Origin of the sequence: Candidatus Planktophila sp., assembly GCF_044232745.1 — a bacterium.
GTDB lineage: Bacteria > Actinomycetota > Actinomycetes > Nanopelagicales > Nanopelagicaceae > Planktophila.
The window spans coordinates 131,628-151,157 of record NZ_JBIILI010000001.1 but is presented as its reverse complement, the minus strand read 5'-3'; the positions used below and the strand labels follow the sequence as shown (position 1 = coordinate 151,157).

19 protein-coding genes are annotated in these 19,530 nt (G+C 46.6%); 9 read left to right on the top strand and 10 right to left on the bottom strand.

What is annotated here, in order from left to right:
• The first annotated feature begins 129 nt into the window (after positions 1-129).
• Positions 130-621, top strand: coding sequence for a dihydrofolate reductase family protein (locus AC9UGD_RS00770; RefSeq protein ID WP_509568221.1), 492 nt, complete (start codon positions 130-132; stop codon positions 619-621).
• Here the strand turns inward: AC9UGD_RS00770 and AC9UGD_RS00765 are convergent.
• Entirely contained in the window at positions 618-1,457 is an 840-nt protein-coding gene (locus tag AC9UGD_RS00765; RefSeq protein ID WP_509568219.1) for an EamA family transporter, read from the bottom strand. The genes AC9UGD_RS00770 and AC9UGD_RS00765 overlap by 4 nt on opposite strands.
• Positions 1,458-1,523: 66 nt before the next feature.
• Here AC9UGD_RS00765 and AC9UGD_RS00760 point away from each other — a divergent pair, with 66 nt between their 5' ends.
• The 5 genes from AC9UGD_RS00760 to AC9UGD_RS00740 all read left to right on the top strand — a co-directional run bounded on the left by AC9UGD_RS00760 (position 1,524) and on the right by AC9UGD_RS00740 (position 7,638).
• Positions 1,524-2,096, top strand: coding sequence for a DUF3000 domain-containing protein (locus AC9UGD_RS00760; RefSeq protein ID WP_509568217.1), 573 nt, complete (start codon positions 1,524-1,526; stop codon positions 2,094-2,096).
• Between the two features lie 2 nt (positions 2,097-2,098).
• Positions 2,099-3,400: an HRDC domain-containing protein gene (locus AC9UGD_RS00755; RefSeq protein ID WP_509568215.1), complete on the top strand. Its 1,302-nt coding sequence runs from the start codon at positions 2,099-2,101 to the stop codon at positions 3,398-3,400.
• Positions 3,401-3,453: 53 nt separating this feature from the next.
• Positions 3,454-4,272, top strand: a complete 819-nt coding sequence (gene efeU / locus AC9UGD_RS00750; RefSeq protein ID WP_509568213.1) for an iron uptake transporter permease EfeU — start codon at positions 3,454-3,456, stop codon at positions 4,270-4,272.
• A 67-nt stretch (positions 4,273-4,339) separates the two neighbouring features.
• The gene (locus AC9UGD_RS00745; protein WP_509568211.1) at positions 4,340-5,527 is read left to right on the top strand and encodes a thiolase family protein; all 1,188 of its coding nucleotides are present in this window, start codon (positions 4,340-4,342) and stop codon (positions 5,525-5,527) included.
• A 2-nt stretch (positions 5,528-5,529) separates the two neighbouring features.
• On the top strand, positions 5,530-7,638 hold the full coding sequence (locus AC9UGD_RS00740) for a 3-hydroxyacyl-CoA dehydrogenase NAD-binding domain-containing protein (protein WP_509568209.1): 2,109 nt from the start codon (positions 5,530-5,532) through the stop codon (positions 7,636-7,638).
• A gap of 2 nt (positions 7,639-7,640) precedes the next feature.
• Here the strand turns inward: AC9UGD_RS00740 and dxs are convergent, their stop codons facing one another.
• From dxs to AC9UGD_RS00725, 3 genes are read right to left on the bottom strand one after another with little or no spacing between them, the layout of a single operon-like run.
• Complete coding sequence (gene dxs / locus AC9UGD_RS00735) at positions 7,641-9,500, bottom strand: 1-deoxy-D-xylulose-5-phosphate synthase (protein WP_509568207.1); 1,860 nt, start codon at positions 9,498-9,500, stop codon at positions 7,641-7,643.
• Positions 9,501-9,515: 15 nt separating this feature from the next.
• Positions 9,516-12,164, bottom strand: coding sequence for an aconitate hydratase AcnA (gene acnA / locus AC9UGD_RS00730; RefSeq protein WP_509568205.1), 2,649 nt, complete (start codon positions 12,162-12,164; stop codon positions 9,516-9,518).
• A gap of 22 nt (positions 12,165-12,186) precedes the next feature.
• Entirely contained in the window at positions 12,187-13,410 is a 1,224-nt protein-coding gene (locus AC9UGD_RS00725) for a class I SAM-dependent RNA methyltransferase (RefSeq protein WP_509568203.1), read from the bottom strand.
• A gap of 32 nt (positions 13,411-13,442) precedes the next feature.
• Between AC9UGD_RS00725 and AC9UGD_RS00720 the strand changes: the two genes are divergently transcribed.
• Together AC9UGD_RS00720 and AC9UGD_RS00715 are read left to right on the top strand one after the other, a co-directional pair.
• Positions 13,443-14,111 (top strand): potassium channel family protein, encoded by a 669-nt coding sequence (locus tag AC9UGD_RS00720; protein WP_509568201.1) that lies wholly within the window; start codon positions 13,443-13,445, stop codon positions 14,109-14,111.
• Positions 14,108-14,764, top strand: coding sequence for a potassium channel family protein (locus tag AC9UGD_RS00715; protein WP_509568200.1), 657 nt, complete (start codon positions 14,108-14,110; stop codon positions 14,762-14,764). Before AC9UGD_RS00720 ends, AC9UGD_RS00715 begins: the two co-directional genes overlap by 4 nt.
• Here the strand turns inward: AC9UGD_RS00715 and AC9UGD_RS00710 are convergent.
• Genes AC9UGD_RS00710 through AC9UGD_RS00700 form a run of 3 tightly spaced genes read right to left on the bottom strand, consistent with a single transcriptional unit; the run spans position 14,761 to position 16,402 of the window.
• A complete protein-coding gene (locus tag AC9UGD_RS00710; RefSeq protein ID WP_509568198.1) occupies positions 14,761-15,381 on the bottom strand; it encodes a DUF3159 domain-containing protein in 621 nt (206 codons plus the stop codon). The genes AC9UGD_RS00715 and AC9UGD_RS00710 overlap by 4 nt on opposite strands.
• Positions 15,378-15,815 (bottom strand): dUTP diphosphatase, encoded by a 438-nt coding sequence (gene dut / locus AC9UGD_RS00705; protein WP_509568196.1) that lies wholly within the window; start codon positions 15,813-15,815, stop codon positions 15,378-15,380. The genes AC9UGD_RS00710 and dut overlap by 4 nt, the downstream gene beginning before the upstream one ends.
• Before the next feature lie 2 nt (positions 15,816-15,817).
• Positions 15,818-16,402 carry a PaaI family thioesterase gene (locus AC9UGD_RS00700; RefSeq protein ID WP_509568194.1) on the bottom strand — a complete coding sequence of 195 codons (585 nt, stop codon included), beginning with the start codon at positions 16,400-16,402 and terminating at the stop codon, positions 15,818-15,820.
• Between AC9UGD_RS00700 and AC9UGD_RS00695 the strand changes: the two genes are divergently transcribed.
• Positions 16,387-16,875: a DUF3093 domain-containing protein gene (locus AC9UGD_RS00695; protein ID WP_509568192.1), complete on the top strand. Its 489-nt coding sequence runs from the start codon at positions 16,387-16,389 to the stop codon at positions 16,873-16,875. The two genes, AC9UGD_RS00700 and AC9UGD_RS00695, sit on opposite strands and share 16 nt — an antisense overlap.
• 4 nt (positions 16,876-16,879) lie before the next feature.
• Here the strand turns inward: AC9UGD_RS00695 and AC9UGD_RS00690 are convergent, their stop codons facing one another.
• From AC9UGD_RS00690 to dapF, 3 genes are all read right to left on the bottom strand, one after another.
• Positions 16,880-17,176 carry a DUF4193 domain-containing protein gene (locus AC9UGD_RS00690; protein ID WP_029018944.1) on the bottom strand — a complete coding sequence of 99 codons (297 nt, stop codon included), beginning with the start codon at positions 17,174-17,176 and terminating at the stop codon, positions 16,880-16,882.
• Between the two features lie 99 nt (positions 17,177-17,275).
• Positions 17,276-18,739 carry a GTPase HflX gene (gene hflX, locus AC9UGD_RS00685; RefSeq protein WP_509568190.1) on the bottom strand — a complete coding sequence of 488 codons (1,464 nt, stop codon included), beginning with the start codon at positions 18,737-18,739 and terminating at the stop codon, positions 17,276-17,278.
• A complete protein-coding gene (gene dapF / locus AC9UGD_RS00680; RefSeq protein ID WP_509568188.1) occupies positions 18,732-19,529 on the bottom strand; it encodes a diaminopimelate epimerase in 798 nt (265 codons plus the stop codon). The genes hflX and dapF overlap by 8 nt, the downstream gene beginning before the upstream one ends.
• Position 19,530: the final 1 nt, after the last annotated feature.

Here is a 19,530-nt window from a genome sequence, read left to right as displayed (position 1 = left end):
ACACATGTGTTGCAGGCGATCGTAGCCATGGTGCAGGTATTGCAATCGATGATCATGGAGCCAAATATAAAGACTGCCACTGACAGATTCCTTAAGAAATCTGATCTCCCTTGAGCAATAATTGCCGCTGTGAGCATCGTTGCAACACTTGTCGTTGATAGGGATGGCTCTACCTCAAAGGAAAGCCGATCTGCTGGGGTCAGTTCGGCAGCTGATCGCCAAGTTTTTTTGCAGCGTCGTCGCGAAGTAGATTGCATCATTATTGGCGGCAATACCGCCCGCCACGAACCATATAACCGAACCCCGGTACCGCTGGTAGTAATTTCTCGTTCGCTCGTTAATCCAGTCCAGGGAAATCACCTGGCCTTGTTGTGGAATTGCTCCCCTGCGCAAGCTATCGAAAAAGCGCGCGCGCAGTTTGGCGACAAGATTTTGATTGAAGGCGGGATTTCATTAATCAACGAATTGATAGAGAAGAAGATCTTGGACGGAATCGAACTGAGCGTTACAACGGCGACAGGCGGAGACCACAGAATTGATTGGGAAGAGTTGTTGACGAACTTTAAACATTGTAAATCTCGAGAAGTTGATGGGACAACCTTCTATTCAGCATGGAATTAAAAGGCTGAAATTATCGACACTCCAGTTACGGCAAGTGCAATTCCGATGTACTGAACTTTATGTAGTCGCTCATTTAAGAACTTAAAGGCTAGAACCGCTGTTGCGATCGGATACAAGGATCCAAACACCATTGCGACAGATACAAGTCCCTTCGTACAAGCAATTCCAAGAAGTAAGTTAGCCAGGAAATCTGCAGCACCAATAAAAATAAGCATCGGCATATCTTTCTTGCTGAAATTTCCGGTTGTCCGAAACTTAAGTGCCAAAGAAATGGTGACGAAGAATGTTGCGCCTCTCATTGAAACCATTGTTAACAAGGCGCTGCTTTGCGATCCAATTGCAATAAAGGTCAGGGCTAAACCAAAGCCAGCTGCAGCTCCTAAGGCAAGAAGAATCGGCTTGATTGGAAAACCTTGTGATAATTCGGGCCCACTCGCACAAAACACACCAATCAATGCAATTACTACACCAACTAAAGTAATTGTCGAAAGAACATCACCGGTAATTAGTGCATAGGCTAAAGGAATCACGGTGCTTAAAGAACTAATGGGAGAAACAACGCCCATACGACCAGTTGATAATCCTTCGTAAAGGCAAGCAAGTCCGATGTAGCCAAAGATTCCGGCAAGAGCACCGGGAATCAAAAATCCATCAAGACCTAAAACTTTTCCTTGCCAACTTCCGGACACAACCACAATTAGTATTCCGACAAATAGACCAATAACCTGAGAGAAACCCAAAACCGCAAATGGGTTGTGCTTCTTGCTAAGACGCCCAGCGAAATAATCAGCAGTTCCCCACATTGCACTTGATAGAAGAGCTAGGAGCGAGGCCATTGGGCAAGGTTACAGCCCCGCCTCCCTGAAAAGACTGTATTAATTCTTTATCCTAAGGCAGTGGATGTGAATGCTTTCGAGCGCTTGATAGATCAGCTTCGCACCTTTACTCCGCGCGCAGAAGTTTCACTTATCGAAGTTCCGGCACCTCAGAAACTTGCCACATTTTCTTTTGCCTTCTCTGCTGATGTTTCGAATGGACTTTTAGGCGACGAAGAAAATGAAGTTGCAAATGGGCGTTTCGTTTTGCTGCACGAACCAGGAGGACAAGCTACGTGGGATGGCGAATTTCGATGCGTCACCTTTGTAAGCGCTGATGTAGATCCAGTCATGCAAGAAGATCCCATGTTGCCTGAAGTTGGCTGGAGCTGGTTCTTGGAATCACTGGAAAGAAATGACTGTTCCTACAACGCTCCTAGTGGAACCGTAACCCGTGTATCCAGCGCATCCTTTGGCAAACTTTCTCCGCGCAATGACGATACAGAAATTGAAATTCGCGCTTCGTGGACACCTATCATTACCGAACCTTTAGAATTGATGAAACATATTGAGAGCTGGTGCAATTTAATTTCAGAGGTTGCAGGATTGCCACCCGTGCCCGAGGGCGTATCAGCAATTTCTTCTGCGCGTCGCCAATAATCATGAGTGAAGAAATCGCTGCGATACCTCTACTTCAACCTGCTGAAGGAACACCACCTGTAATCGACACCGAATCCAGATTCAAAGAAGCATTGGTGCAATTGGCACAGGGTCACGGTCCATTCGCTGTAGATGCAGAGCGTGCTTCAGGTTTCAGGTACAGCGCACGTGCTTATTTGATCCAAATCAAGCGAAACAACGGCGGACTCCATCTGATAGATCCGATTCCTTTTGGGCCCGGCCACGACCTGTTCGCTCAACTTAATACTGTGTTGAACACCGATGAAGTTATCTTGCACGCAAGCACCCAAGACTTGCCCTGCCTTCGTGAATTAGGCATCAATCCAGTCAGCCTCTTTGATACTGAATTAGCAGGCAGAATCGCTGGCTTGCCGCGAGTTGGTTTAGGTCCTCTATTAGAAACACTGATGGGAGTTTCATTAGCGAAAGAACATAGCGCTGCTGATTGGTCTGCTCGCCCATTGCCAAAAGATTGGCTTACTTACGCTGCATTGGATGTAGAACTACTTGTTGAACTTCGAGACCGAATGTATGAAATTTTAAAGAAGTCAAACAAATTATCATGGGCGCTAGAAGAGTTTGTTTCAATACTTAAAGCACCGCCTGCTCCCCCACGTGTTGATCCATGGAGACGCACTTCAGGAATGCACAAAATTAAACGTCGTGATCAATTAGCAATCATCAGAGAGCTGTGGACTGCCCGCGATCGTGTCGCAGCTTCACAAGATATCGCCGCTGGAAAATTGCTCAATGATTCGGCGATAGTTGAACTTGCAATGACAGCAGCAGTAACCAAGAAGGAATTTGAAAAAGCCCTGCGCCCGCTTGGGTTGCGAGCTCGATGGTTAGAAAATTTACCCTTGTGGCTGAGCAGTATCTCTTCGGCTATTGCACTACCTGAAGAACAGTGGCCAGCAATGCGGACAAACGCGGATACCTTGCCACCGATTAAATTATGGCGCGATAAGTTTCCAGAAAAATATGCACCACTTTCTCATGCACGTGCTGCAATTGAATTGATTGCACACGACAATGAAATACCTGTGGAAAATTTAATCACACCCGACCACGTTCGAAGAGTTTGCTGGAAACCTCCTGCCGGTGCCACAGAAACTCTGTCGATCCCTGCCGTCGAATTCGCCTTAACTGAGTTAGGCGCCCGCCAATGGCAGATTTCCCTTGTGGCCCCGGCACTTGCTGCGGCCTTGCTAGAAAAAGAACCGGTGCCAGTTCCCGAGCCGCCTTCAGGGGAAGTGACGGAAACCACGCCTGAGGAGGCCTGATTTACGCAACATAAGAGTTGCGTAAATACCCTTTTCCCCTTAGATTTTGCCTCATGCTCAGTACATTCATTATTGCTCTTCGCGAAGGCCTAGAAGCCGCGCTCATTGTTGGAATTCTGGTCGCCTATATCGTCAAGACCAATCGACAGGGTTACTTAAAGCCTTTGTGGACTGGTGTGATTACCGCCGTTGTAGCCAGCATCGGACTTGGGGCATTTCTAACAATGACCTCTGTTTCCTTGAGCGATCGTGGACAAGAGCTTTTTGCAGGAGTTACTTCATTTATTGCTGTTGCTCTTGTTACCTGGATGGTTTTCTGGATGAAGCGCACTGCGCGAAATCTTCGTAATGAACTACAAGGAAAAGTAGAAAACGCAGTGGGTGCAGGTCCGCTAGCCCTTGCCGGGGTGGCTTTTATTGCTGTTATTCGCGAAGGCCTTGAGACATCATTATTTGTGTATACAAACTTTCAAACAGTTGCAGATGTAACCAGCTCTACAGTTGGATTAATTCTGGGATTTGCCGTCTCAATTACTCTTGGATATTTGATCTACAAGAGCGCAATCAAATTAAACCTTGCAAAGTTCTTCACTTATTCAGGCGTTGCCCTGATCATTGTTGCAGCAGGCGTTTTGTCCTACGGAATCCATGAGTTCCAAGAGCTTGGGTACCTTCCTGGCCCCGATGCTTTTGTCTGGGATGTAACCTCATTTATCGCCAAGGATTCAATCTTGGGTGCCTCCCTTTCTGGCACCATCGGCTTTGATACAACCACCTCCTGGCTCCAGTTAGGTGTTTATGTTCTGTACTTAGGCGCTGTTTTGGTCCCATACCTATCTAAGCCACGCGTAAAGACATCAGTTAGCGCCTAATTCGCTACTGTCCTAAACCCTTACTGGCGAGTAACCTTTGGGCTACGCCCTAGGTAAAGGAAGTTTCATGTCCCGCACAGTTGTCCTTGTTGATGCCGTCCGCACCCCTTTTGGAAAAGCCGGAGGAATGTATGCCGGTACTCGTGCAGATGATCTGTTGGTTCGCGCAATTCGTGGATTGCTAGAGCGAAACCCAAAGATTAATCCCGCAGCAATTGAAGATGTTGCAATCGCTGCAGCTTCACAAACTGGTGACCAAGGTATGAACATTGGTAGAAGCGCGGCTTTGCTTTCAGGATTACCAAACACTGTTCCCGGATACTCAGTTGACCGTTGGTGTGCAGGTGCGTTGACCGCGGTTACAACAATCGCCGGAGCAATCGCAATGGGAACAAATGAAATTGCAATTGCTGGCGGTGTAGAGCACATGGGTAATCACCCAATGGGAGAAGGCATGGATCCAAATCCACGCTACCTTGCAGAAAGAATTGTTGAACAAGATGCCCTTGCGATGGGTGCAACAGCTGAAAGATTGCATGATCGTTTTCCACATATTACTAAGGAGCGCGCCGATCGCTATGCGATGAATTCGCAGCTTAAAACTGCTCAAGCATATGCAGATGGAAAGATTCAGCGCGATTTAATTCCAACAGCTGCGCGCAGCGCTGAACTTGGTTGGACTGTTGCAACCGTTGATGAAGCACCTCGTCCGCAAACAACTATGGAAGGTCTTGCAGGATTAAAGACGCCATTTCGCCCAGCAGGACGCGTAACACCGGGTAATTCATCGGGTTTAAATGACGGAGCAACAGCAGCGATACTTGCTAGCGAAGAAAAAGCATTAGAACTTGGCTTAACAATCAAAGCGAAGATGGTTACCTATGCATTTGCCGGAGTCGAACCAGAAATTATGGGCTATGGGCCAGTTCCATCAACACTTAAAGCGCTTAAGCAAGCAGGATTAACAATTGAAGATATTGGTGCATTTGAAGTAAACGAGGCTTTTGCAGTGCAGGTCATTGCCTTCCTAGATCACTTTGGAATCGCAGATGATGATTCTCGAGTCAATCCATACGGAGGAGCAATTGCAGTGGGCCACCCATTGGCATCATCGGGTGTTCGTTTGATGCTTAATTTGGCTCGGACCTTTGAAGCCAAGCCCGATGTTCGTTATGGCATTACAACAATGTGTATTGGACTAGGCATGGGCGGCACTGTTATCTGGGAAAACCCAAACTTTAAGGGAGCAAAGTAATTATGAGCGCAGAGATCACACTTCCAGCAGGAGCACCCGAAGAGGTTGTAACTAACGCACTTGTGCGCGACATTGATCTGTCTGCCTTTGGTGGCAAAGGAACGATGGCACTTATTACTTTGGACAACGGACATGATCACAACCGTCCAAATACTTTTGGTCCTCAATCTGTTGATGCACTAAATAATGCAATCACAGATGCAATCGGACGTAATCCAGCTGCCATTGCAATTACAGGCAAGCCCTTTATTTTCGCAGCTGGTGCTGATCTTTCGGCACTTTCTTTCCTGACTGACCGCAGTCAAGCGCTAGCTATTGGAAAACTTGGACACGATGTATTCCGCCGATTAGGTGAATCAAAGATTCCAACTTTTGCATTCATCAATGGCTTGGCCTTGGGTGGCGGCTTGGAAGTTGGATTACATTGTCATTACCGAACAGTTGCTTCTACCGCCTTTACCGCCCTTCCAGAAGTGTTTCTAGGACTTGTGCCTGGGTGGGGTGGCGCAACGATCTTGCCTAAACTAATCGGACCAGAGCGTGCGGTTCAGGTAATCATGCTTAATGCACTCAATAACAACACCATGATGAAAGCTAAAGATGCGCTAAAGCTTGGCGTCGTCGATGCCATGTTTGATCCAGCTGATTTCTTGGAGCGTTCTATCGGTTTTGCAGTTGGTGTTCTTAACGGCACAACAAAAATCGAACGCGCTGATTACAGCAATGATCCGGCCTGGGAATCCGCTCTTGCCACTGGCAAAGCTGCCGCATTGAAAAAGTATGGCGGCGCAACTATTGCATCACCTATGAAGGCACTTGAGCTGATTGCTGCTGCACGAACCAACACTTTGGGTGAAGGTTTTGATGCTGAAGATCAGGTGCTTTCAGATTTAACAATGTCCGATACTTTGCGATCATCACTGTATGCCTTTAATGTGATTCAAAAGAAGCGCAAAAAAGTAGAAGGTGCTCCAAAACCTGCATTGGCCCGCAAGGTCACCAAGGTCGGAGTTGTCGGTGCAGGATTGATGGCTTCACAGTTAGCCCTATTGCTGCTTCGCAACCTTAAGTGTCCAGTTGTGATGACGGATATTGATCAAGAACGCGCCGACAAGGGCGTTGCCTGGGTTAAGAATGAATTGGCGAAGTTAGTTGAGAAAAAGCGCATGAGCGCAGAATCTGCCGGTCGACTTTCACTGCTTATCTCAGGGTCGGCAGATCAAACTGTATTTGCCGGTTGTGATTTCATCATTGAGGCGATTTTTGAAGAGCTTTCACTTAAGCAGGAGCTGTTTAAGAAGCTTGAAACAATCGTTTCACCTGAATGTGTTCTAGCAACTAACACCTCTTCCCTATCAGTCGAACGAATGACTGAAGGATTAAAAAATCCAGAGCGCGTTGTTGGTTTCCACTTCTTCAATCCAGTTGCAGTGATGCCACTACTTGAGGTTGCGCGCACATCTACAACAGATGATGCAACAACTGCCACTGCAATTGCAGTTGGCAAGGAACTCAAGAAGACAATGATTATTTGTAAGGATGCTCCGGGTTTTGTAGTCAATCGCTTACTGACCCGCTTTATGGGTGAGGTAACAGATGCGGTCGATGAAGGCACACCACCAGCGGTAGCAGATTCTGCGATGATGGAAATTGGATTCCCAATGTCTCCATTCCAGCTACTTGATCTTGTAGGTCCAGGTGTGGCGTTGCACGTATCCGAAACGTTGCACAACAACCTTGGGCCTCGCTATCGAATTTCTCCGACTATGCAGCGTATGGTCAAAGAAGGCGTTCGCCACTTCTACATAAAGAATGAAGATGGATCTGTTGGTGCAAACCCTGCAGCAATGGCATTGGTGGAACAGGGAACAGCACCATCTACGGCAGAACAAGTTCGCTCGCGTGCATTGAAAGCATTGGCTGAAGAAGCTCGTGCAATGCTTGATGAAGGTGTCGTATCAACACCAGCAGAGATTGATCTATGCATGTTGATGGGTGCTGGCTGGCCAATGCATCTTGGTGGAATCCTGCCGTACTTAGATCGCGAAGGAATTAGCGAATCAGTAACAGGTAAGCGATTCCATGAAAAGGGTGTCGCTTCTCTTCCTTAGATCTAGGAAATCCAGCCTGCAATCTGCTGCACAATTGCAGCAGGTGTTATCGCTAAGTCTTCTAGGATTTCAGCACGCTTTGAGTGCTCAATGAATTCCAGTGGAACGCCGATTGAATGCAGCGTGCATGTGCTGCCAGTTTCACGCAGGGCTTCAGAAATCGAACTAGCAATACCTGCATGTTTGATTCCATCTTCCATTACAACGACTAAGGAATATTCGGCACACATTGCAACTACAGCTGGAGAAATTGGCTTAACCCACAACGGATCAACCACCGTTACCTCAATTGATTGTGTTTGTGCCAATTGCGCGACTTCAATTGCCATACCAGCCATAGATCCAACGCTAATAACAAGCACCTGTGGTGCTGATCCACGATGAAGGATGTCTATCCCATTGATGTGCGCAACCGCTGGAATATCTGCCGGAACGGCACCCTTAGGAAATCTGATCATGGATGGTGCATCTGAAATCGCTACACACTGTCGCAAAATTTGTTGTAACCGGGCTCCATCGCGCGGTGCACCCACCTGCATATTTGGAACAATTCCAGTTAGCGCTAGATCCCAAATTCCATGGTGAGACGGACCGTCATCACCTGTAATTCCAGCACGGTCCAAAACAAAGGTAACTCCAGCCTTGTGCAGTGCAACATCTAATAACAACTGATCAAAAGCTCGATTCAAGAAGGTCGAATAGACTGCAATAACCGGATGCATCCCTGCATAGGCTAATCCGGCGGCGCTAGTAACTGCGTGTTGTTCAGCGATACCAACATCAATTGTTCTTTCTGGAAAATTCTGCGCGAACTTGTCTAACCCTGTTGGGCCAAGCATTGCCGCTGTTATTGCCACGATCTTTGAATTCTCTTTGCCCATCGCAGTAATTTCTTCTGAAAAAATATTGGTCCACGAGGGCGCTGACGCCTTGAGTGGTTTTCCTGTTACTGGATCAACAATTCCAACCGCATGGAATTTTTCAGCCATATCCTCGATGGCCGGTGTGTAGCCTCGACCTTTTTCGGTAATCGCATGAACTATTACAGGTGCACCAAACTCTTTCGCCATCTGTAAAGTTTTCTCCATAGCTGCAATGTCATGGCCATCGATGGGACCGAGATATTTAAATCCCAAGTCCTCAAACATGCCTTGAGGTGCGACCATGTCCTTGATTCCCTTTTTCAATCCGTGCAGGGTTCCGTAGATGTATTTTCCAACGACCGGTGTGTTGTGGAGCATTCTCTTGCCACGGCCCAAAATCCGTTCATACTCTCTGCTTGCACGCAATGTCGTTAAATAGGTCGCCAGCCCACCAATTGTTGGTGAGTAAGACCGTTCGTTGTCGTTGACAACAATTACCAAGTTTCGCTCTGACTCAGGCGACAAATTATTCAAAGCTTCCCAAGACATACCGCCAGTTAGAGCACCGTCACCAACTACTGCGACAACGTGTCGATTCAATTGCCCGGACAGTGAAAACCCTCGAGAAATTCCATCAGCCCAAGAAAGGGCTGTTGATGCATGCGAATTTTCAATTACATCGTGTTCACTTTCGCGACGATTTGGATAACCAGAAATTCCATTGCGCTGTCTTAATAGATCAAATTGATCCGCGCGACCTGTAAGAATTTTGTGAACGTAGGACTGGTGACCGGTGTCAAAGAGAACTATGTCTTTCGGTGATTCAAAAACTCTATGGATAGCGATTGTTAGTTCGACAACTCCAAGATTAGGACCAAGGTGGCCACCAGTTTTCGAAACCTTATCGATCAAAAATTCTCGAATTTCGGAGGCAAGATCCTTTAATTGAGCAGGGCTCATGTCATGAAGCTTGCCTACCGAAAAAGTATTCAGATCCATGATGTGAAAGTGTATTTACTCGGCCAATAAAGAACGTAGGACGTACTGCATGATTCCACCATGGCGATAATAATCTGCTTCTCCCGGAGTATCGATACGTACCTTGGCCGTAAATGTAATTGACCCTGCAGTTACGGTTAGCTCCTTTGGAACTCCCCCGCTATTAAGTGCAGTGATTCCCGTAATCGCAAATGTTTCTGTTCCGGTCAGACCAAGTGATACGGCGGTTTCGCCATCCTTGAACTGCAAAGGCAGTACTCCCATACCAATCAAGTTTGAACGGTGAATTCGCTCGAAACTTTCAGCAATTACAGCGCGAACACCCAATAGCGCGGTGCCTTTTGCAGCCCAGTCGCGTGAAGATCCCGATCCATATTCTTTGCCAGCAAGAATCACAAGTGGTGTCCCAGCTGCTTGGTATGCAACAGATGCATCATAAATAGTTGTTTGCTCTCCGCCAGCTTGGAAGTTGCGAGTAAATCCACCCTCAACGCCATCAAGCAGCAGATTCTTTAAGCGAATATTTGCAAATGTTCCACGAATCATAATCTCATGATTTCCGCGACGTGATCCATATGAATTGAAATCTGCGCGGTCAATCCCGTGTTCTGTCAGGTACTTGCCTGCTGGTGAGTCAGCTTTAATGTTTCCGGCAGGTGAAATGTGATCTGTAGTTACAGAATCACCCAGAACTGCCAATACACGTGCTCCAGAAATATCTGTTACCGGCGTTGGCTGCTTAGGCATGCCTTCAAAGTATGGAGGCTTCCGAACATACGTTGATTTTGGATCCCACTCGAACACCTTGCCAGTAGGTGTGGCAAGTGACTTCCAACGGTGATCGCCTTCAAAGACGGTTGCATAATCCTTTTTAAACATTTCTGATGAAATTGAAGAGTCAATAACTGTTTGGATTTCTTGCGGTGAGGGCCAGATATCCTTGAGGAATACATCGTTTCCTGCTGTGTCCTTGCCTAGGGAATCATTTTCAAAATCATGATCCATCGTTCCGGCAATTGCATAAGCAACTACTAACGGAGGCGATGCAAGGTAGTTCATCTTCACATCTGGACTAATTCTTCCTTCAAAATTTCGGTTTCCGGAAAGCACGGCGGTCACGGCCAAATCAGATTCATTAATCGCCTTGCTGATATCCATCGGTAGCGGGCCTGAGTTTCCGATACAAGTAACGCAGCCATAACCGACAAGATTGAAACCAAGTGCTTCCATGTACTGAGTTAAATCAGCGCGATCGTAATAATCAGTTACAACCTTGGATCCCGGCGCAAGGGTCGTCTTAACCCATGGTTTTGATTTAAGACCTTTTTCTACAGCTTTCTTTGCAAGAAGTGCCGCGCCGATCATGACAGATGGGTTAGAAGTATTGGTGCATGAAGTAATTGAGGCAATAACAACATCACCATTTTTAACACGAGTTGATCCCGCAGCTACTTCACCCTTTGCCGTCTTGTCGCTGAAATAAGTTGGAACTATTGATGAAAAGGCGCTCTTTGAATCGCTCAACGAAATACGATCCTGCGGCCGCTTTGGACCTGAAATAGATGGCACTACTGTTGAAAGATCTAGTTCAACGACCTGTGAAAAACGTGGCTCAATTGATGGGTCATGCCACATCCCTTGTTTCTTTGCATACTGTTCAACTAATGCAACCTGGTCATCACTGCGACCCGTAAGGCGCAGGTACCGAAGGGTTTCTTCATCAATTGGGAATATTGCACATGTTGATCCGTACTCAGGGCTCATGTTTCCAATAGTTGTTCGATTAGCCATAGGAACAGTTGTAACCCCAGGACCAAAGAACTCTACAAACTTTCCAACTACGCCTACCTTGCGCAAAATTTCGGTGATGGTCAAGGCCATGTCAGTTGCGGTCGTTCCCAGTGGCAGAGCACCAGTTAATTTGAAGCCCACTACACGAGGGATTAACATCGAAACCGGCTGACCTAACAACGCTGCTTCTGCTTCAATTCCACCCACGCCCCAGCCAAGCACGCCAAGTCCATTAACCATGGTCGTGTGTGAATCTGTTCCGACAACGGTGTCAGGGTATGCGCGAAGAACTCCTTCAACGGTTCTCGTCATAACAACGCGGGCCAAATATTCAATGTTTACTTGATGAACAATTCCCGTTCCGGGTGGAACTACCTTGAACTCATCAAAGGCGGTCTGGCCCCAACGCAAGAAACGGTAACGTTCTTGGTTTCGTTCATATTCAATATCTGTGTTTTGTTCAAACGAGTCCTTGGTTCCGAATTTATCGGCAATAACAGAGTGATCGATTACGAGCTCGGCTGGTGCAAGAGGGTTGACCTTTGAGGCATCTCCCCCAAGTTCAACGATCGCTTCACGCATCGTTGCCAGATCTACAACGCACGGTACGCCGGTGAAGTCCTGCATAACTACACGGGCAGGTGTGAACTGAATTTCTGTATCTGGCTCCACAGATGGATCCCACGTGGCAAGCGCCGTGATGTGATCAGCGGTGATGTTCGCTCCATCTTCGGTGCGAAGCAAGTTTTCTAATAAGACCTTAAGGCTGAAGGGAAGGTTTGCAGCACCTTCAATTGAGGAGATATCGAAAATCTCAAAACTCTTGCCCGCAACTTCCACATTCTTTTTTGCGTTGAAAGAGTTTTTACTCATTATCTGCCTTTCGTAGAAGCTTTCAGAGTGCTGAAGATACCTCAGCGCGCTCATACAGGGCAACACATTCGATGTGATGTGTCATTGGAAAGAGATCAAAAGCACGTACTTTTACGAGTGAATATCTGTGATCTGCAAGATAGGCGGTATCTCTGGCCAATGCTGCAGGATCGCAGGCGACATACACAATTGCACGAGGTGCCAATCCTGCTATCTGAGCGACTGCATCCTTGCCGGCTCCATCTCGAGGCGGATCCAAAACAACCACATCTGCCGAAGTAATTCGTGGTAATAATTTAGCTACATCTCCAGTTGCAATAGTCACATTTGAATTCGAAGAAAAATTTCGTGATGCATCTGCAGTGGCAACTTTGCTACCTTCGATCAAATCAACATGTCCTGTTTCACCGACCGCGCCCAAAATTGCTGCGGTAAATAATCCAACACCTCCATACAAATCTAAAACATGTTCGCCAACCTTGAATTGAGCAAAATCAAGTACAGCTTGCGTTAAAACTTCTGGCGCCCGCTGGTGACTTTGCCAAAATGATTCTTGGCTAACTTCTAGTGTTCTACCAATTACATTTTCATGCAGTACCGCCGGGCCTTCTGTCAGTCTGGCTTTTTCTTCACCACGGGTCGGTGCCAAGGCAATCGCACGTTCCCCTGTGTTTGATGCACTTACCTCAACTCGAACGTCGCCTTTTAGATCTCGACTTGCTAACTCCTTAAAGTTGATTCCCTCAACACAAATAAGGCAATCCGTTACGGGTGCAATTGAATGGGACCTGGACTTAAAAAATCCCAATTTTCCATTACGGTCAGTAGTTGCGATTGCCCGTGTTCGCCAATGTGTGCTTTCGCCAACTTCTTCTACATCTACCTGCACATCCAGCTTTGCAATACGTGAAAATTGCTCTGCAATGACATCGGACTTCAGTTCTCGCTGATGAGCCACAGAAATATGTTGAAAATCGCATCCTCCGCAGCCATTGCGATGAGCAAAGCTGCACGGAGCGACTACGCGGAATTCGGATGGAGTTTGGACTGACACGACATCGGCGCGATTAAAGGATTTTCCAACACTCGTTATTTGAATCGTGCAATTTTCACCCGGAATCGCATGCCTAACAAAAATGACCGCCCCATCATGGCGCGCAATAAAATGTCCCCCATGGGCCACTTTTTCAATGGTGACCTGAACCAGGTCGCCAGTTTTCAGGGTCGAACTCTTGTTTGATGCCATGGATGTAAGCCTATGGGTGTAAGTTACCTCCTGTGCACGTAGTCATCATGGGTTGCGGTCGAGTTGGTTCATCACTCGCTACCGAACTCGAAGCAGCCGGTCATACAGTTGCAGTCATCGACCAGGCTCGTGAAGCTTTTCGTCGCCTAGGTCCTAACTTTAAGGGACGCACAGTTACTGGCGTTGGCTTTGACCGAGAAGTGTTATTAGAAGCAGGCATTCAAGATGCAGATGCTTTTGCAGCTGTTAGCAATGGTGATAATTCAAACATTCTTGCTGCACGTGTAGCCCGCGAAACATATGGCGTTCAAAATGTAGTCGCACGTATTTATGATCCAGGACGAGCCGAAATTTACCAGCGCTTAGGCATACCTACTGTTGCAACCGTTTTGTGGGCAACCGATCAAATTCTTCGCCGTCTTGCCCCCGAAGGTTCACGCTCTGAATGGCGCGATGCAACTGGAATGGTTCAATTGTGCGAAATGCATCCTCACGCCGATTGGTATGGGCGTCCTATTCTCTTAATCGATGCCCTAACGCCTGCACGTGTTGCCTTTATTACACGCTTAGGCGAAGGCTTAATTCCTAACGAACACACAGTTTTGCAACAAGGCGATCTAATCCACGTGATGGTTTCCGATACTGATGTTGCACGCACCGAAGAAATCCTTGCAAGTAGCCCAGAAGGTGAACGTCAATGAGAATAGCAATCGCGGGAGCTGGAAATGTAGGACGAGCAATCGCTCGCGAACTTTTGGATAATGGTCACCAGGTGCTTTTGATCGATAAGGATCCTAAGGCTCTGAAATTGGAGAGCGTCCCTGATGCTGAATGGCTAATGGCCGATGCATGTGAAATTACATCTCTTGATAACGCGCATCTAAATAATTGTCAGGTGCTAGTCGCAGCAACAGGCGATGACAAGGCAAACCTTGTGACATCTCTACTGGGTAAGACTGAATATGGTGTCCCACGCGTGGTCGCAAGAATCAACCACCCAAAGAATGAATGGTTGTTTGATTCTTCATGGGGTGTTGATGTTGCTGTATCTACTCCACGCATTATCTCTGCCCTCGTTGAAGAAGCAGTAAGTGTTGGCGATGTTGTTCGCTTATTCTCATTTAGAAAAGGCCAAGCAAACCTTGTCGAACTTACATTGCCAGATGGTTCTGCGTGCATCGGAAAGACTGTAGAAGAAATTGAGCTTCCAGAAAATGCTGCAATTGCAGCGATCGTTCGTGACGGACGAGTAATTACCGCTAAAGCGCACGATGTTTTTGCTGCTGGTGATGAGCTGCTCTTTGTTGCCTCCGCTGATGCTGAAGCTCAGATTAAAGCCTGCTTTATCTCTTAATCGGCTACCTTTTGTGCAGGCGGTCCAGCCTTAATCACCAACCAAGTTGCATAGGCCGTAATAAAAAATAACGGGTATCCCATTGCAAGATTTACGGTACCCAAAAGATTGACGTTTCCGCTCTTATAAATTGGATACTGCACCGCAATCCTTACAAAGAACATCGCAACCCAAAGCCAACTTGCTTTGATGTACATTTTCTTTCGGGCAGGATTGTTACGCCAGGTCAGGTTTTCACCCAAAAGTGGACCAAGTACAAGACCCAATATCGGCCAGCCAGCAAGATTTGCAATTAAATACACGCTTCCATACCCAAGGTTTGTTAGTAATTTCGGAATATAAAAATCTGTTGCATTGCCGCTGCGATTTGCAAAGTAAGCACAAATCAAGACTCCGATTACTCCCGAGATAGAGTGCTGGATCGTATCTTTCATGATTAATCTAATGATTGCTAATGTAATTGCGAGAGTAAGTGCCGCCCAAATTGCAGTATTTACCTCTTTCGTAAAATTAAAAACTACTAAGAAAACTACAGCTGGCACGCCTGAATCAATTAGACCTTTTTTTCCGCCTAAAGCGTTAACAACTTTGTCACGATCTTCATCATGTTGACTCATCCTGTAGATCCAAATCCGCCAGCACCTCGGCCAGAACCAGGCAATTCTGTAACTTCAACAAACTCTGCGCGTTCCACCTTTTGAATAACAAGTTGCGCAATGCGATCACCCTTGTGAAAAGTTATTGCTACTTTTGGATCATGGTTTATCATGATGCATTGCAACTCCCCCCGATATCCAGCATCAACTGTTCCGGGAGCATTAACCATGGTTACGCCGTGTTTAATCGCTAATCCTGATCGTGGGTGCACTAAGGCAACATAGCCATCAGGCAATGCAATTGAGATTCCGGTAGGAACAAGTGCTCGCTCCCCCGGTTGCAAAGTCACATCAACCCGGGTGGCAATATCTGCGCCAGCATCGCCACCTTTTGCATATGACGGTAGCGGTACTGAAGGATCCAAGCGTGTGATTAAAACCTGAACGTTGCCCATGTTTATGGGTTGATCTCAAAGGTTGGATCGACGAAAGCCATTACTTCAGGTGTTTTGGCCAGATGTTCTAAATACTCTTTTGGAGCGTTGTTCATGAAGTGATCCATAGGGACAATTATATAAAGAGCTGCAGCTCGAACAGCGATCTCTCCATCTGCAGAATTAAGTCGCCCAACTGCAGATGTATAGACTTTTCGATTCACTTGTCCAGTGATTTCTGCGGTGATGTGCAGAGTAGTGCCCATTGGAACTGGCTTTATAAAATCTGTCTCTAAGCGTCCAGTAACTGCCGGTGCGCGAAGCAACCACATCAATTTTCCGAGTGCTTCATCAAATGCTAAAGATAAAAGTCCACCATGAGCTAATCCCGGAGCACCTTGATGATTTTCATTAACTGTAAATTCGGCGGTGATATCTAAGCCAGCACCTGCGTATGCAACAAGATGCAAGCCAGTTGGATGTAATTCACCGCATCCAAAGCAATGGCCGAAATGCGATGGAATTTTTGATCCGACAACAGGCGCTAATGGGTGACGCTCTGGAATGGGTGAATCTTCAGGAGCCGTTGTACTTGGAATCCGAGCCATATGGCAAGGTTACCGCCTCGATATCCGATACGGTAACTCCCATGCGTTACCGCGAAGTGATACGTGCACCACTATGGCTCTTGTCCCTCATCTACTTCTTCATGCTTTCTTTAGTAGTTTCGATCTGGGCTGCCCTGGGAAATAATGCGGCACTGATTGCTCTCGTCGCGGTCACTGTGGCGCTTATTTGGATTTATATTTCAACTGCTTTGCATATTGAAGTTGATAGCCAAGAACTTAGAGTAGGAAAGGCTCACATCGATCTAGGATTTATTGCCGACTGTGTTGATTTAGATAACACAGCAATACGTCTAGTCAGGACCCGTGATGCAGACCCAAAGGCTTTTCTTGCTATACGTTTTTGGGCTCAATCAGGAGTTCAAATTTTTGTTAAGGACGCAAGAGATTCAACGCCATATTGGCTGATAAGTAGCAACCGTGGATCTGAATTATTGAAAGCTATCCAAAACTAAAGAGTTAGTTGCACTCTTTACAAACAGCTTTTGCGCCTTCACCTTTAGCAAGTTGGGTCATGTGGTGCACCAAGAAACAGCGTGAGCAAGTGAACTCATCAACTTGCTTCGGTACAACTCGCACAGCTAACTCTTCACCAGATAAATCTGCCCCTGGTAATTCAAGATTTTCTGCTGCCTCTGCTTCATCGACATCGATCTGGCCGGATTGAGCATCAACACGCTTCGCCTTGAGTTCTTCTAGAGACTCCTCATGAAGTTCCTCATCAGTTTTTCTGGGTGTGTCGTAATCTGTTGCCATTGCTCTCACCGCCATTCAATAATCGCTCTTAAGTGCTTTCGGGCGCATCATGGCGCATTTAACTGGGTTCTGCTGGATATAACCCGCGGCGTGTCGGTGTTATTCCCCACTTATGTGGGAATTCTCGATTCTTTGAGCCAATCCCCCATTAACACGGGCATGAATCGAGGTTCCTTCAGGTAAATACTGCTCAGAAAAGATTTCTCCGCTTTCGTGAATCGCATGTACTAAATCTCCTCGATCATACGGAATCACAACATTTATCTCGATTGAAGGCTTTGGCAAAGAACTTTCAATTGCATGTAAAAGTCCTTCAATACCAAAACCGGTACGGACTGAAAAGGCATAACTATTGGGTTCTTTGCGCAATATTTCCATGACTATTTCAGGATCTGCGACATCTACCTTATTAATGGCGATGATTTCGGGGATATCTTTGCCGCCGATTTCATCAATAACTAATCTGACTGCTCTAATTTGTTCAAATGGATCAGGGTGAGAACCATCGACCACATGCACAATCAGATCTGCCTCTGATACTTCTTCAAGTGTTGATTTGAATGCATCAATTAATTGATGTGGCAGATGCCGCACAAAACCAACAGTGTCACTTAATGTGTAAACACGGCCATCAGTTGTTTCAGATTTACGAACTGTTGGATCTAACGTTGCGAACAGGGCATTTTCTACCAACACACCCGCATTGGTTAACTTGTTCAATAGTGATGACTTACCGGCATTTGTATAGCCAGCAATTGCAACGGATGGAATGTTAAATCGGCGACGCTCCTGTCGCTTGGTATCTCTAGATACCTTCATTTCTGCTATTTCACGACGAAGTTTTGCCATCTTGTCGCGGATGCGACGTCGATCTGTTTCGATCTTGGTTTCTCCAGGACCGCGACCACCGATACCCGCACCACCCGCCGCGCGACCACCAACTTGACGCGAGAGCGAGTCTCCCCAACCACGCAGGCGCGGCAATAAATAAGCAATCTGCGCAAGTTCAACCTGCGCCTTACCCTCTTTACTCTTTGCATGCTGTGCAAAAATATCCAAAATCAAAGCGGTGCGATCTACCACTTTAACTTTCAATTTGTCTTCTAATTGTCGAAGTTGTGAAGGTGAAAGTTCTCCATCGCAAACAACGGTGTCGGCACCCGTTGACTGCACCACTTGCTTTAGCTCTATAACCTTTCCTGAACCAATGTAAGTTGCAGGATCTGGCTTATCGCGTCTTTGAATCAGCCCTTCTAAAACTTCTGAACCAGCAGTTTCTGCTAAGGCTTTTAGCTCTGCGAGTGAGTTTTCTGCATCTTTTATTGTTCCTTCAGTCCAAACACCAACTAAGACAACTCGCTCAAGTTGTAACTGGCGGTACTCGGCCTCTGAGATATCTTGAAGTTCGGTTGAAAAACCTTTTACTCGGCGTAACGCGTTACGTTCGTCGAGCTCCAGAGATTGATCGCTGTAATCATCTTCTTCGCTGGCATCATATTCAGCAGCAACTCGGGCGCTTTCGCGTAACAATGACTCGAATTCGTCATCGAAATCCTTACTCAACCAGAAACCTCGAGATATCTACATCGCGGATTAGCACCGCAGGTCCTGTGAGCGTTGCATTGGAATGACCATCAATCGAAACTTCTAACCGTCCACCAGGTGGAGTAATGATCCAGGTTGCTGGAAGCTTTGTTTTTGTGTGCAAGGTGGCAGCAAGTGCGACAGCGCAGGTACCGGTCCCGCATGATCTGGTTTCACCAGATCCACGTTCAAACACTCGCATGGCAATTGTGTTTCCCTCAATTATTTTTACGAATTCCACATTCACGCCTTCAGGATATAAATCACGAGGGCGCACGACTGGAGCGACATCCAGTGGGCCGATGTCAGACATTTCGTCGACAAACACAACAGCGTGAGGATTGCCAACACTTATGTTGTACCCATTCCAAATGTGCCCATTAGTTGCCGCGGTTATCTCTTCGCCCTCATCAGTAACCTGGCCCATGTTTACGGAAATGTCATCTGTTAGCGGCACACGTAAGTGCTTTATTCCATCACGAGTATTGATCGCGAAAATGCCTTCAGGCTGATGACCTCTTTCAACCAAGTACCGTGCCATTACGCGTATTCCGTTACCGCACATTTCAGCCAAGGAACCATCGGCGTTGCGATAATCCATGAACCATTTCTCATCACGCTTGATGATGCGAATTAATCCATCTGCACCAATTCCCGTTTCGCGATTACATATAGCGGCAGTTTGGGCGGTTGTTATCGAATTTTCATCCTTCGGATCAAAAATGAGAACAAAATCATTTTCAGTACCGTGGCCATATGTAGCAATCATT

Excerpts from the sequence above, each read along its gene's own strand:
- AC9UGD_RS00765 (WP_509568219.1), bottom strand. The coding sequence starts at position 1,457 with ATGGCCTCGCTCCTAGCTCTTCTATCAAGTGCAATGTGGGGAACTGCT.
- AC9UGD_RS00700 (WP_509568194.1), bottom strand. The coding sequence starts at position 16,402 with ATGGCTCGGATTCCAAGTACAACGGCTCCTGAAGATTCACCCATTCCA.
- AC9UGD_RS00725 (WP_509568203.1), bottom strand. The coding sequence starts at position 13,410 with ATGGCATCAAACAAGAGTTCGACCCTGAAAACTGGCGACCTGGTTCAG.
- efeU (WP_509568213.1), top strand. The coding sequence starts at position 3,454 with ATGCTCAGTACATTCATTATTGCTCTTCGCGAAGGCCTAGAAGCCGCG.
- AC9UGD_RS00690 (WP_029018944.1), bottom strand. The coding sequence starts at position 17,176 with ATGGCAACAGATTACGACACACCCAGAAAAACTGATGAGGAACTTCAT.
- AC9UGD_RS00715 (WP_509568200.1), top strand. The coding sequence starts at position 14,108 with ATGAGAATAGCAATCGCGGGAGCTGGAAATGTAGGACGAGCAATCGCT.
- dxs (WP_509568207.1), bottom strand. The coding sequence starts at position 9,500 with ATGGATCTGAATACTTTTTCGGTAGGCAAGCTTCATGACATGAGCCCT.
- AC9UGD_RS00755 (WP_509568215.1), top strand. The coding sequence starts at position 2,099 with ATGAGTGAAGAAATCGCTGCGATACCTCTACTTCAACCTGCTGAAGGA.
- AC9UGD_RS00710 (WP_509568198.1), bottom strand. The coding sequence starts at position 15,381 with ATGAGTCAACATGATGAAGATCGTGACAAAGTTGTTAACGCTTTAGGC.
- dapF (WP_509568188.1), bottom strand. The coding sequence starts at position 19,529 with ATGATTGCTACATATGGCCACGGTACTGAAAATGATTTTGTTCTCATT.
- AC9UGD_RS00745 (WP_509568211.1), top strand. The coding sequence starts at position 4,340 with ATGTCCCGCACAGTTGTCCTTGTTGATGCCGTCCGCACCCCTTTTGGA.
- dut (WP_509568196.1), bottom strand. The coding sequence starts at position 15,815 with ATGGGCAACGTTCAGGTTTTAATCACACGCTTGGATCCTTCAGTACCG.
- AC9UGD_RS00740 (WP_509568209.1), top strand. The coding sequence starts at position 5,530 with ATGAGCGCAGAGATCACACTTCCAGCAGGAGCACCCGAAGAGGTTGTA.
- acnA (WP_509568205.1), bottom strand. The coding sequence starts at position 12,164 with ATGAGTAAAAACTCTTTCAACGCAAAAAAGAATGTGGAAGTTGCGGGC.